Origin of the sequence: Rickettsia bellii RML369-C (assembly GCF_000012385.1) — a bacterium.
Lineage (GTDB): Bacteria > Pseudomonadota > Alphaproteobacteria > Rickettsiales > Rickettsiaceae > Rickettsia > Rickettsia bellii.
In genome coordinates, this window is sequence record NC_007940.1 from 801,745 (window position 1) to 814,689 (window position 12,945).

The window sequence follows — 12,945 nt, forward strand, 5'->3', positions numbered from 1 at the left end:
TAAATATTCATAGAATCTAAACTTTTAAATCTCTTACTCATTAAAGTCAATTAAAATCTTTATTGCCCCAAGGAGTAAACTCTCTATATCGCCAATAATATTTTTCAATTTCTTGATACTTTTCTAAAATGTCTTTTGTCCATTTTATTTCCTCATTATTCCATGGTTTCTTTTTACCAGCATAATGCATAATGAAATATGAAAAATAATTATCTCTATCTATAAAGTAGGTATAAAAATTCCATCTCATAGATAATGGATATATGTAATTATGAAAAGCAATATTCAATAAATCTTGATCAGGATAAGCAAAACTACATTTTGAATTATGCATTGCATCCAAAACCATATTCTTTGCTTGCTTTTCACGCATATTTTGTAGATTTAAAAATACTATACCACTATTTTTATAAAAATTATTTATTTTCCTATTACATTCTTCTTCTACTTTTAAAGTACAATAAGTAAGAGCTGTATCCATACTACCAGCAACTATATAGTTTGACATATCTAACTTTTTGAAAGAATTTAAATCACGCAACACAATAATATCCGCATCCAGATATAATATAGACTCTAAATTTGGAAAGACTTGATCAAAATATAACCTATACATTACTAAAGGAGGCCACATATCCGAAAATTCTATTTTTTCATTAGCTAAATTTAAGTCTAATACATTTTCAGGAAAAGGAATAAAATCTATAGAATAGTCCCTTATATGTTTCATAGAAGCTAATTTTTCCATTGATTCTTCTGTAAGTGAATCGTTTGGATTCATCACAATATGAAATTTATAAAAACTATTTATATCACTGTTTATTAAACTTGAAGCGATAACTGTTGCAGCATGCCGAGCAAACTTATCATTAATAATCAACGCTATATCTAGTGTATTATCTTGTTTAATACCGGTTAACTTAATTACACTTTGTATTTCCTCTATGGCAAGCTTATAATCAAGTTTTATATCCTGCTCATTAAGTGATGGTCTACCAAGTAGATGAATCATGCTAAGCCTATACAAACATCTCGCTGTAAGCTCAGCTATATTAAGAGAAATTAGATCATTAAGAACAGCAATTTCATCTTCTGTATAACCGCTAAAATATTTTATTAAGTCAGAATCATTTTTTATATTCAAATGTTCTTTTACTTCTTTTTCATAACCTGAAATTATTAATTTTGCTAAATTAATCGCAGCATTTTTAGTATATAAAGTATTAAGACCATAACTACCATTCTTAATTGCTTTATATTTCTCTACTAAAGTAGCATCCTCACCAGCATATAGCTGTAGCAAACAATCATAACCTTTTGCGACTTCTAAACGTACCTTTCCATCTTCTATTTTAAAAGTACAAATTTTTTCTAACTTTACCTTATCTTTAACGCTTAGCGGCTTATCTTTTAACTGCTCAAGTGCTGAGTCAAAGTTGAATAGATCTTCACGCATAATACTATAAAGCTTTTGATAGCTATAGGTAGAGATATCCCTAATACAATAATTTTCTGAATGCATTTTATGATTACTCGTGAAAAATCCTATAACAACTATAAACATTATTAAAATTAGAAGAAGCAACAGAGGAATTTTAATGGTAGCAAAAATATTTTTTTTAGACCTTTTTTTAAACATTTAAATTTATAACTAATTAGTTTAAAAGAATTTATCAATTAATAAGAAAACTCGCAATAATTATATTAGATTATTTAGCTATTTTCATTTATTATTTATAATTCTAGGCGTTATTTATAACAATTAAAACAATATGTCACGCAGTTTATCTATTATTTGGTTATTTGGACTTATTAGCGGCTTTAATATAATGATTACCGGTAATACATTAAATTATTGGCTTGCTAAAGAGAATATAGCGTTGCAAACGATAGGCTTATTATCACTTATAACTTTGCCCTACTCTATCAATTTTTTATTTGCCCCAATTTTCGATAGTTTAAAGATTAAATATTTAGACAAAATTTTTGGTCATAGATTATCTTGGATTTGCTTGACTTCCATAGCCCTAGTATTTTTTGTATATATTTTAAGTTTTTTAAATCCTTTTGATAATTTATTATTATTTGCCTCTATCTCATTGATTATTTCATTTTTTAGCTCTATGCAAGATACTATATTAAGTGCTTTTAGGACAGAAATAGTTAATAAGGAATCTCTTGGTTTTGCTTCAGGAATATATATATTTGGTTACCGATTCGGTATGCTTCTTGCAAACTCAGGAGCTATATATTTATCTATATATTTAACGTTCAACGAAATATATAAAATTTTTGCAATTTTAATATTTATTTATCTTATTTTACTTATAGTTGGTGTAAAATATTGTAGATTTGATCAAAATAACGATATAGAGCAAACTACAAATAATAATGATGACATTTTTGCTTTTATAAAGAATATTCTGAAACCGATAGGCTCTATCTCTTTTATTATCCTCATATTAATCTTCCTAATATTATATAGATTACCTGATAATTTTATTAATGTCATGATCAACCCGTTTTTACTTCATTTAAATTATGATGCTTTTGAAATAGCAAGTGTCGGAAAGTTTTGGGGAGTTATGGGTGCTATCGTTGGCGGATTACTCGGCGGTTTTATTATGAAGAAAAAGAATATATTAGATAGCATACTACTATTTGGTATTATTCATGCTTTAGCTCATATATTATTTATTATTCTTAAAATACACGGAAAAAATTCCACACTATTATTTATTACAATAGGAGCAGAAAGTATTACGGGCGGCATGACGATGACAGCTTACATTGCTTTTATCTCATCATTATGTCAAGGCAAGTTTCGTGCTACGCAATATTCATTCTTTTCATCAATGATGGGTATTTCTAGATCAATTTTTCCAATAATTTCAGGTTATATAGTAGTAAATTTTGGCTGGCAAAATTTCTTTTTATTTACTACTATTATAACTATTCCATCTTTACTAGTATTATTAAAAATAAAAAATAAATTACAACAATGAATGATATTTTAACTATTTTTTCACATGTAATAATTTTACTTTCATCTTCGATTATACAAAGTATTTTTATATTAAATCAAAGTGCAAAATATTGTAGCTTTAAAAAAGCTTTACCTAGTATGATCGCTGGTTGTATAAGTTATAGCATTATCATATACATAATTATCTTTAATACTGAGTTCTTTTTTATTTATATGCTATGGTTCATAGCAATACCTATTTTTGTAGTTGGATTTATTTTTTTCATGTATATGGGCTATAATATCTGGCATCAATCATACTTTAATTCGACAAACATCCCTGAATCGGTTTCTATTCAAAAACTATTTTTAGAACCTGTATATATATTAGTATTATCAATATTCAATCCTTTTATTTTAGATATGCTAAATACAGTTATTTATAAATATCGAGATTATAATACTAAAGTAATATACATACTTATACCTATTTATATATGGTTTTTATTATTATCAATAATTGGTTATAATATTAGAAAACTAAGTAAAGGAACTGTAATTTTAAAAATACTTAATAAGGTAGGAGCTATAACAATTTGGGGAATAGCACTAATATATTTACCGCAAACAATAATTACTATAAAATCTTGGATAAATTGGTTAAGTTAAAATGAACGAAATATTAAATGCATTTTTTCATGCAATAATCTTAGCACTTGGCTTAATCGTACCTTTAGGAGTACAGAATATTTTTATATTTAATCAAGGAGCTACACATCAAAAATTTCAAAAAGTTTTACCTAGTATAATATCAGCTTCTATATGCGATACTATTCTTATCTGCTCTGCCGTTTTTGGTTTGTCTTTAATAATTTTTGAAATCCCCACCTTAAAACTTGCTATATTTGTCTTAGGATTTATTTTTTTATTATATATGGGATATAATACTTGGAATCAGCCACCTCTTGATCTTACTAATAACTCGAACGCACTTTCAGCTAAAAAACAGATTCTATTTGCTATATCAGTATCGATATTAAATCCACATGCAATTATGGATACAATAGTAGTAATAGGTACAAGTGCCTTTAAATATCAAGGACTTACAAAAACTATATTTACTTTAACTTGCGTGCTTGTATCTTGGTTGTGGTTTTTCTCTTTAGGTTTTGCTGGTTATAATATAAGAAAGCTGAATAAAAGTAGCACAATCTTAGCTATAGTTAATAAAATAGCAGCTATTATAATTTGGGCAGTAGCTCTTTATATAGGAATACAAATATTATATGAAGTCGATTTTATTAACTAGAAGCTGGGAGGCTAATTTAGAAACTACCCAGGAAATAGGTAAATATTTTCATTATATTAACTGCCCTGTAATTAAGTATAAAACTTTAGATTTTAATGCTAATATTTTAAAAAATTATTCAAATATAATAGTCACTAGCAAATACGCCGCCACAATTATAAACAACTTGTCATGCCGTGACTTGATCACGGCATCTAGTAATAAGCTAGATTCTGTGGACAAGTCCCTAGATTACAAACATAACATTTGGGTGGTGGGTGATAAATCAAGGGAGATATTAATAAATAAAGGCTTTAAAATAGCCTATGCCGGTAAAAACGTCGATGATTTGATGCAGCATTTTCCGGCTGATTTGTATGAACAAGCTATATATCTATCTTCAAATGAAATCACTAAAGATTTGCCTGATAAAATAAAACGTTATATTATTTATAATGTAGAATATTTAAATGAGCTTCCGTTATCTGTTGTAAAAGAACTTAAAAATTCTGTTGATTTTATTTTACTTTATTCTCAAAATAGTGCTAAGACTCTGTTAAAGTTATTGAGTGAAAATAATTTATTAGAATATTTACAAAATAGTTTAGTCATAGCTATAAGTTTAAAAGTTGCAAATATAGTTAGACCTTTTTTTAAAAATGTGGTTTATTGTGATGACCAAAATCCTAACGATTTAATCAAATTATTATTTGAAAATGCAAAAATTCAATAGTTTATTTAAAAGCAGAAATATCTTTCTCATAGCGATAGTAATATTTACTTTATCTTCTTTCACGCTTTATAACAATAGGAGCGATATTTTAAAATTATTTAAAAGCGAAAATAAAAATTTAAGTCAAACTCTTGAGACCTCAGAGGAAGATAAATCAAACATTAAAGAAACAAAAGAAGAAGCCCCTTTATTATCTACTAAAACATTTTTTAATTATATAGATTCCTTAAAATTTCCCGAAGCTCCTACTGCTGCATCAGAACAAAAACCTGAGCTTCAGCCTAAGATATATTCACCTGATTATATTCATTATCTGCTAAATGCAAATCTACTAACATATAATTTCTTGCAAGATCAGGAATATAGTAAAGAATTAACAGTTTTAAAATCCCTGCCGCTCCCTCAGGATATAAAGAATATTTTAGCAAATTTAGAAGAATATAATAATAATTACCTTATTTCTAAATCTCAAAGAGTAGAAGTAATTTTCCCATTAAATCATAAATGGCTTGAAAAATTTGTTAAAATCGAGAAAAAGCCTTCTAATATAACTATAAAAGAAGAAGATAAATCCTTGATCCTAGAAAAATTAAAATATCTAATTAATTTTCTTTATTCAGAAAAATTTATGCAGGAGTTTATAAATAAAGATGTTTAGATTATTATTAATATGTGCTGCTCTTTTTCTTCTTTATTTTGGCTTTACCTTAACGCAAAGCTTTGATTCAAAGGTTTTCATTAGTTTATATAATTATAATATTGAAACTACTTTTTTCTTTAGTCTAATTAGCTTAATTCTATTAATAGTACTTGGTTTTATCATAATAAGATTTTTGATATTAATTATCGATTTACCAATTAAGATACATAATGTTTTTAGTAATCGTAAAATCAATAATGATAGATATTCATTGGTTCTAGCCTTTGCAAAATATATTACTGGTGATAAAACTAAAGCAGGCTCTATTGCCCGCAAGAATTCATCTTGTGAAAATTTAAAAGAATTTCATAACTTAATTTTAGCCGAAACAGAAGAGGATATAGATAAGAAAATCGCTTATTTGCAAAATCTTTCTAAATCAAAAGAATTTGCTTTTTATAGCAATAAAAATTTAGCCAGACTTTATTACGATAAAGGACTTTATCAAGAAGCTGAGAATTATGCTATTAAAGCTTATAATTTAAATGAATATGATGCAGATAATTTAGTTACTTTAGCTTATTGTTACGGGCAACTTGCTTTATGGCCTAAATTTACTTTTATCACAAATAAAATTGCCAAACTTCATAAAGCTATACCTATTTCAGACAATTTAAAAATTGCTGATTACTATTTGCTGGCAAATGATGCAGAATATTTAGAGTCGGCTATAAACACCAATTTTGTAAATATCCCTTTGCTAGAACTTTATTTTAATTCAAATAATAATCTGAATGATAAGAAAAAGATCAAAATATTGAAAGATGCTTTTCAGATTATGCCGTCTCTAGAAATAGTAAAGCTCTTTAAAAAATTCACTACCCTATCAGACGAACAAGTTTATGAAGAATTAACAAAAGACTTAGATACCAAAAAAGATGAGATATTAATTTTGGCATTAAGTCAACTGTGCCATCTTAAATAATTTAATCAAATTGATTATCTATTTCTTATTCATTAAAATAAATCTAATTACTAACAAAATTCCTAAAAAATTAATTTATAAGAAAGGTGGTATGAAAAAAAAATTATACAAAGCAGTAGATGTTAAATCGAATTATGATAATGATAATATAGAGATAATAAAGGATATCAGAAAAATTGAAAATCAATCAGAAAATGAATGGTTTGTAATAGTACATAGAAGTGAATATTTCCCCCCCCCCCGTAGATCAAAAATCAATCACAAATAAGATAAAATCTTTTTTCAAAATTTCTTCCACAAAAAAAAGTGATTTTTTATTTTATATACCACCAGAAAATGACAATTATTATCAAATTGGAATAGTTGGAATAGATATGCTTTACAATATAAGTAATGCAACGCCTAAACATGCAATAAATATTGTTCATATACATTCATGTCATTCAGGTGCTGCTCATAATTATCTAAATTATGTAACAGGAAATTTGATATTATGCACTTATAGTAAAGAAGATAAGATAACATCGGAAGGAATTTCTCAAAAACTTTATGAAAATAGATTTCAAACCCAAAACTTAGTTGATTTTATATCTAATAATTTTCATTTATTAGCAGCAGTAAATTTTAAAATAAGCTATAAATTAGGTAATAAGGTATATAGTTTTGCCTTAGATAGCAGTAAAATTGCAAATACTAATACTGTTGAAGTATTAGTATTATTTTTAGATAATGAATTTATCAAACTTTATTCTATTTTATCCAACAAATATAATAAAAAGTTTCCTGAAATATTTGTTGATAAGTTATCGCATGAAAATAAAAAATTCACAGAAAATGACTTAAATGAAACCGTTAGCTCTGTATTAGAATTAGAAATATCTAATAATTCTTCATTAGAATGTATAGAGAATCTTTTGAAATTTAAAAATTTAGATATTAAATTAAGTCTAATAGTAGCTATAAAAAATAATAATGTTTCAGTATTAAATCTTTTAGTAAATTATAATAGTAGTGCCATAGACGGTGATATACTAGATCGTGCTTTATATGAAGCTTCCCCTAAAATAATTGATATACTTCTCAAACATTACTCAGATGAGATAAATCTTATTCCTTTGAGCTTTAATAAAGAGATTTATAAAGATAATAATATTTTTGAGAGTATATTTAAACATCCTAATACAAACTTAGAATTGTATATTTATTCAATCATTGATAAAGATAACCCTCAAATAGCTGAGATGGCTCTTAAATATTACTCAGGAGATCTAAATTTCATTGATATTTATCCAATTATTGATAAAGCAATTTATAATAAAGATTATTTAAGTCTTTTTGAAAGCATATTAAAGCATCCCAATGCTAAAGATTTGGAATCCTATAGAGTACACTATGCTATTTATAAAAATAATTCTCAACTAACTAATATAATTCTTAAATATTATAATATAGTGAATGAAGAATTTTATCTAAAACCTGACTTGGAAATTACTAATTTTAATAATAATTTTCAATTACCAGAGAAAGACATTGAATCTATTTCTACAGTCACCACAGGGGAAGTAACAGATTACCTCGAATAAATGAAAAATCGGATTTATTTATCTACAACAAAAAAAATAGGAGCCGTTACATGGCTCCTATATCATTCTTGCGTAGGCAAAAATCTAGTAATAAAAACTCATTTACCTTATAATGGTATATGATTCATACGTAATTCAGCTTTCTTTAAATTATTTATAGTACGCGATCCTGTACACATCATAGTAATTTTGAGCTGTTCTATTATTAGCTGTATCTCTTCAGATACTAGATTTTCTGAAACATCAGCTGCTTTTAAAAATGGACCGGCAAGACCAAAAATATCCGCTCCCATGCGAATAGCTTTAGCCCCGTCAATACCCGACTTTAAGCCGCCACTTGCAATAACCGAAATATCCTTTGAAGCTTCCCGCACCATTTTAAGGGAATCTAGCGTCGGAATTCCCCAATTGATAAAACTACTAGCTATACGATTTTGTAATGAATTTGTAGCACGATAAGCTTCCACCTGACTCCACGATGTTCCACCACTTCCTGCAACATCAAGAATCTTAACTCCTATATCTATAAATTGCTTGGCTGTTTTTTTAGATAAGCCAAACCCTACTTCCTTGATAATTACAGGAACAGAAAGATAATTTACGACTTCTTTTATTTTCGGTAAAAGATTTTCCCAATTTTTATCACCTTCCGGCTGAGTTAATTCTTGTAATACGTTCAGATGTAAAATTAAGGCATCGGCTTTAACGCTATCTACTAGATATTGGCATTGCTTTGGTGTTACGCCATAATTGAGTTGCACCGCACCAATATTAGCAAGTAATACTATATCAGGAGCATTATTTCGCACTGTAAATGTATCTAAAGTACTTGGTTCTGTAAGTAATGTACGCATAGAACCAAGTCCCATAGCGATACCTGCTTTTTGAGCAGCAGCAGCTAATCTACAATTAATATCTCTTGCCCTAGGTGTTCCGCCTGTCATGCTAGAAATTAGAATAGGTGCTTGTAAGATTTTATTTAAGAAAGTGGTAGTTGTATCTATACTACTATAATTGATTTCCGGTAAGGCATTATGCACAAATTGAACTGACTCAAATCCGCTACTTAAGCCAGATTCAACATTTTTTGTAAGATTAATTTCGATATGGTCTTGTTTTCTTTTTATGTCTAACATGTATACTCGATGAACTTGAAAAATTGGCTACGTCGTCTTATAAGATCTGTGGTGCTCACGTATTAAGTATACGCTCCGCTCCTCGCCTTATAGACCGATTACTCTTTTCCAAGTTGATCTTCGTATACACAACTCTTCATTTATTAGGAGTATATATGTCATTTCCGCAAAGGCGGGAATCCAGTAATTAAAAGTTTTAAAATAGCAAGATTTTAAGATTAAAAGCTCAATTTCTCTTGCTTCATGATGGATTTCCGCCTACGCGGGAATGACATACTGGATGTTTTCCGAGCCATGCAATAACGCCACCGCAAAAATGACAATATACATCTAATAAATAGAAGAGTAAGGTAGACGAAGTTTTATTTGGAAAAGAGCAAGGCGTCCCCCAGCTGATAACCGGAGCGTACATATAGTACATGAGGATTATCAGCAAAAGACTTTGTCGCCAATTTTTCAAATAAAACGAGTATACCGCAAATACTTCAAAAGTTGGTAAGTCAAATAAACGGTGAGTCTGCGGAACGTAGATAAACTACGTGAGCAAAGACGAATCCCGAAATTTGGCTTGCCAAATCTTGAAGTATTAAAGGTATATACTACTTCCTATCCATATCAGCGAATACTTCTTCCCACGAGCCGGTAGTTGCTGCTTTTGAATATTCGGTTGCTCTATTTTCAAAGAAGTTTGTATGCTCAACACCATTTAGCATTTCATCAAGCCATGGCAGAGGGTTATTTTTTACCATATAAATATCTTTTAGCCCTAGCTGAAACAAACGTCTGTCAGCGATATATCTAATATATAATCTTACCTCATCAGCCGTTAGCCCTTCAATCCCTCCTACTTCAAAAGCAAGAGCAATAAACGCATCTTCAAAATGTACAATAGTTGTACAAGCTTTATAGATACGACTACGTAAATTTTCTGTCCAGACTTCAGGATTTTCTCTAACGAAAGTTTTAAAGAGTGTAATAATAGAATTAGTATGAAGCGTTTCATCACGCACTGACCAAGCAATAATCTGCCCCATACCTTTCATTTTATTAAAACGTGGAAAATTAAGCATAATAGCAAAAGATGCAAATAGCTGTAATCCTTCTGTAAAAGCTCCAAATACTGCAAGCGTAGTTGCTATATCCTCGTTAGTAGCAACCCCAAATTGCTGCATATAATCATATTTATCTTTCATTTCCTTATATTTAAGAAACGCAGAATATTCTACTTCAGGCATCCCTACAGTATCAAGCAAATGTGAGTATGCTGCAATATGTACTGTTTCCATATTAGAAAAAGCAGATAACATCATCATTACTTCAGTGGGTTTAAATACTCGTGAATAATGCTTCATATAGCAATTATTTACTTCAATATCAGCTTGTGTAAAAAAGCGAAATATTTGCGTTAATAAATGCTTCTCACCTGGCGTTAAATTATATTTCCAATCTTTAACATCATCAGCAAGCGGCACTTCTTCCGGTAGCCAATGAATTTTTTGTTGAGTGTGCCAAGCTTCATATGCCCAAGGATATGAAAATGGCTTATAAATCGGACTTGCATCAAGTAATGACATATGCTTTCTTTTTATTTATTTTTTTAATTTTTTTATTGATTGCCATATTCCGTTGTTATGGCTTTGTTGCATAGCTTAAAAAATAACCTAAAATCGTCATTGCGAGGAGCATAGCGACGAAGCAATCTCAGAAACCCTTATGAGATTGCAACGCTCCTTGCAGTCGCATAGCTTATGACGTTTCCGATTTACTGGCAAGCTAAGCATTCTTCATATTTATTAGCTTCGGCTAGTTTATCATTTTGTTTTTCTAAATCTTTAAAATCTCCCTTTAATACATCGTGCGAAACTTTATCAGCTCGTTGAATTGATGTTGATCTACAATAATATAAACTTTTCACTCCTTTTTTCCAAGCTTTAAAATGAATATCATTTAGATATTTTTTGCTAACATTACCGGGTAGAAAGACATTTAAAGATTGTGCCTGAGTAATATAAGAAGTACGATCTGCTGCTAGCTCTATCAACCAATTTTGATCAATTTCATAGGCAGTTTTAAAGACTTGCTTTTCTTCTTCAGTTAAGAATGTTAGATGCTGCACTGATCCTTCGTGAGTACTAATTGAAGACCAAACTTGATCATTATTAAATCCTTTTTCCTCTAATAACCTTTCTAAGTGCTTATTACGTACATTAAAAGAGCCAGTTAAGGTTTTCTGTACAAAACTATTAGCGGCAAACGGCTCTATTCCTGGTGATGCATTTCCTGCTATCACTGAAATTGAAGCAGTAGGAGCTATTGCTGTTTTATTACTAAAACGCTCATTGCTTCCTGCATCTAATGCATCAGGACAAGCACCTTTCTCTTTACCGATTTTAACAGATGCTTCTTCTACTTCCTTAGATACATATTCAAATATTTTCTTATTCCAAACCTTTGCCATAACCGATTCTATCGGTACTTTTTTCATTTGTAAGAATGAGTGGAATCCCATAACACCAAGTCCAACGCTTCGCTCACGAAAAGCTGAGTATTTAGCTCTTGCCATAGTATCAGGTGCTTTATTAATGAAATCTTCTAAAACGTTATCAAGAAATAGCATAATAGTTGGTATGAATTCTTTATCATCTTTCCATTCTTCATAATATTCTAAATTTAAAGAAGAAAGACAACAAACAGCAGTTCTCGATTTACCTAGATGATCAATACCGGTTGGCAATGTAATTTCACTGCAAAGATTGGACATCTTAACATGTAAGCCTAACTTTTTATGATGCTTAGGTATTGACTTATTAACACTATCGATAAATAACAGATAAGGCTCGCCGGTTTCTATTCTGGTAGTAAGTAACTTTACCCATAAATCTCTTGCTCTAACTTTAGTTACAACTTTTTTGGTAGCAGGACTAATAAGCTCGAAGTCTGTATTATTTTCAACGGCTTGCATAAATTTATCAGTTATAGCAATGCCGTGGTGAATATTAAGAGATTTTCGGTTAACGTCCCCACCTGTTGGGCGTCTTATGTCAATAAATTCTTCGATTTCAGGATGATCAATAGGTAGATATACAGCCGATGAGCCTCGTCTAATAGACCCTTGAGAAATAGCAAGGGTCATAGAATCCATTACCTTAATAAAAGGTATAATACCCGATGAATGCCCTTTATTGTGAATTGCTTCGTTAATAGATCTAACATTACCCCAATAACTACCTATCCCACCACCGCGTGAGGCAAGCCAAACATTTTCCGTCCATAAATTTACTATATCATCTAAACTATCATCTGTCTCATTTAAGAAACAAGAGATAGGTAGCCCTCTATCAGTACCACCATTACTTAAAATAGGTGTTGCCGGCATAAACCACATTTTGCTCATATACTCATATAGCTTCTGAGCATGCTCTTTATTTTCAGCATAGTAACTAGAAACACGAGCAAATAAATCTTGAAAATCTTCGCCTTTCATAAGGTATCGATCTCGCAAAATTGCCTTACCAAAAGGTGTAAGTAAATCGTTGTAATTATTATTGATATTTATTTGAAGTTTATTTTTTTTTGCTGTGCTCATTATAGTACTAATGGGGTTGGTAGAAGCTA

12 protein-coding genes and 1 pseudogene are annotated in these 12,945 nt (G+C 29.5%); 9 read left to right on the forward strand and 4 right to left on the reverse strand.

Annotated elements, in window-relative coordinates:
* Positions 1-46: 46 nt before the first annotated feature.
* The gene (locus tag RBE_RS03770) at positions 47-1,639 is read right to left on the reverse strand and encodes a glycosyltransferase family 8 protein (protein ID WP_011477390.1); all 1,593 of its coding nucleotides are present in this window, start codon (positions 1,637-1,639) and stop codon (positions 47-49) included.
* Between the two features lie 133 nt (positions 1,640-1,772).
* On the opposite strand from RBE_RS03770, the gene RBE_RS03775 reads away from it, so the two are divergent.
* From RBE_RS03775 to RBE_RS03810, 8 genes are all read left to right on the forward strand, one after another.
* The gene (locus tag RBE_RS03775) at positions 1,773-3,005 is read left to right on the forward strand and encodes an AmpG family muropeptide MFS transporter (protein WP_011477391.1); all 1,233 of its coding nucleotides are present in this window, start codon (positions 1,773-1,775) and stop codon (positions 3,003-3,005) included.
* Positions 3,002-3,634 (forward strand): hypothetical protein, encoded by a 633-nt coding sequence (locus RBE_RS03780; RefSeq protein ID WP_011477392.1) that lies wholly within the window; start codon positions 3,002-3,004, stop codon positions 3,632-3,634. Before RBE_RS03775 ends, RBE_RS03780 begins: the two co-directional genes overlap by 4 nt.
* A gap of 1 nt (position 3,635) precedes the next feature.
* Entirely contained in the window at positions 3,636-4,274 is a 639-nt protein-coding gene (locus RBE_RS03785) for a LysE/ArgO family amino acid transporter (RefSeq protein ID WP_011477393.1), read from the forward strand.
* Positions 4,252-4,986, forward strand: coding sequence for a uroporphyrinogen-III synthase (locus tag RBE_RS03790; RefSeq protein WP_011477394.1), 735 nt, complete (start codon positions 4,252-4,254; stop codon positions 4,984-4,986). The genes RBE_RS03785 and RBE_RS03790 overlap by 23 nt, the downstream gene beginning before the upstream one ends.
* Positions 4,970-5,644, forward strand: a complete 675-nt coding sequence (locus RBE_RS03795; protein WP_011477395.1) for a hypothetical protein — start codon at positions 4,970-4,972, stop codon at positions 5,642-5,644. The genes RBE_RS03790 and RBE_RS03795 overlap by 17 nt, the downstream gene beginning before the upstream one ends.
* Positions 5,637-6,611, forward strand: coding sequence for a tetratricopeptide repeat protein (locus tag RBE_RS03800; RefSeq protein WP_011477396.1), 975 nt, complete (start codon positions 5,637-5,639; stop codon positions 6,609-6,611). Before RBE_RS03795 ends, RBE_RS03800 begins: the two co-directional genes overlap by 8 nt.
* 91 nt (positions 6,612-6,702) lie before the next feature.
* Complete coding sequence (locus tag RBE_RS03805) at positions 6,703-6,879, forward strand: hypothetical protein (protein WP_228368725.1); 177 nt, start codon at positions 6,703-6,705, stop codon at positions 6,877-6,879.
* A gap of 106 nt (positions 6,880-6,985) precedes the next feature.
* Positions 6,986-8,194 carry a hypothetical protein gene (locus RBE_RS03810; protein WP_228368726.1) on the forward strand — a complete coding sequence of 403 codons (1,209 nt, stop codon included), beginning with the start codon at positions 6,986-6,988 and terminating at the stop codon, positions 8,192-8,194.
* A gap of 107 nt (positions 8,195-8,301) precedes the next feature.
* Here RBE_RS03810 and fni read toward each other — a convergent pair whose 3' ends face one another.
* Positions 8,302-9,330, reverse strand: coding sequence for a type 2 isopentenyl-diphosphate Delta-isomerase (gene fni, locus RBE_RS03815; protein ID WP_011477399.1), 1,029 nt, complete (start codon positions 9,328-9,330; stop codon positions 8,302-8,304).
* 470 nt (positions 9,331-9,800) lie between these two features.
* On the opposite strand from fni, the pseudogene RBE_RS09700 reads away from it, so the two are divergent.
* A pseudogene (locus RBE_RS09700) lies at positions 9,801-9,928 on the forward strand (palindromic element RPE5 domain-containing protein); the annotation flags it as partial.
* Position 9,929: 1 nt separating this feature from the next.
* Here the strand turns inward: RBE_RS09700 and RBE_RS03820 are convergent.
* Both RBE_RS03820 and RBE_RS03825 read right to left on the reverse strand, forming a co-directional pair.
* Complete coding sequence (locus tag RBE_RS03820; RefSeq protein WP_011477400.1) at positions 9,930-10,904, reverse strand: ribonucleotide-diphosphate reductase subunit beta; 975 nt, start codon at positions 10,902-10,904, stop codon at positions 9,930-9,932.
* A 188-nt stretch (positions 10,905-11,092) separates the two neighbouring features.
* Positions 11,093-12,916 (reverse strand): ribonucleoside-diphosphate reductase subunit alpha, encoded by a 1,824-nt coding sequence (locus tag RBE_RS03825; protein ID WP_011477401.1) that lies wholly within the window; start codon positions 12,914-12,916, stop codon positions 11,093-11,095.
* Positions 12,917-12,945 lie beyond the last annotated feature (29 nt).

What these genes read in the sequence shown, in the direction of transcription:
- RBE_RS03770 (WP_011477390.1), bottom strand. Translation starts at nt 1,639, where the DNA reads ATGTTTAAAAAAAGGTCTAAAAAAAATATTTTTGCTACCATTAAAATT.
- RBE_RS03775 (WP_011477391.1), top strand. Translation starts at nt 1,773, where the DNA reads ATGTCACGCAGTTTATCTATTATTTGGTTATTTGGACTTATTAGCGGC.
- RBE_RS03780 (WP_011477392.1), top strand. Translation starts at nt 3,002, where the DNA reads ATGAATGATATTTTAACTATTTTTTCACATGTAATAATTTTACTTTCA.
- RBE_RS03785 (WP_011477393.1), top strand. Translation starts at nt 3,636, where the DNA reads ATGAACGAAATATTAAATGCATTTTTTCATGCAATAATCTTAGCACTT.
- RBE_RS03790 (WP_011477394.1), top strand. Translation starts at nt 4,252, where the DNA reads ATGAAGTCGATTTTATTAACTAGAAGCTGGGAGGCTAATTTAGAAACT.
- RBE_RS03795 (WP_011477395.1), top strand. Translation starts at nt 4,970, where the DNA reads ATGCAAAAATTCAATAGTTTATTTAAAAGCAGAAATATCTTTCTCATA.
- RBE_RS03800 (WP_011477396.1), top strand. Translation starts at nt 5,637, where the DNA reads ATGTTTAGATTATTATTAATATGTGCTGCTCTTTTTCTTCTTTATTTT.
- RBE_RS03805 (WP_228368725.1), top strand. Translation starts at nt 6,703, where the DNA reads ATGAAAAAAAAATTATACAAAGCAGTAGATGTTAAATCGAATTATGAT.
- RBE_RS03810 (WP_228368726.1), top strand. Translation starts at nt 6,986, where the DNA reads ATGCTTTACAATATAAGTAATGCAACGCCTAAACATGCAATAAATATT.
- fni (WP_011477399.1), bottom strand. Translation starts at nt 9,330, where the DNA reads ATGTTAGACATAAAAAGAAAACAAGACCATATCGAAATTAATCTTACA.
- RBE_RS03820 (WP_011477400.1), bottom strand. Translation starts at nt 10,904, where the DNA reads ATGTCATTACTTGATGCAAGTCCGATTTATAAGCCATTTTCATATCCT.
- RBE_RS03825 (WP_011477401.1), bottom strand. Translation starts at nt 12,916, where the DNA reads ATGAGCACAGCAAAAAAAAATAAACTTCAAATAAATATCAATAATAAT.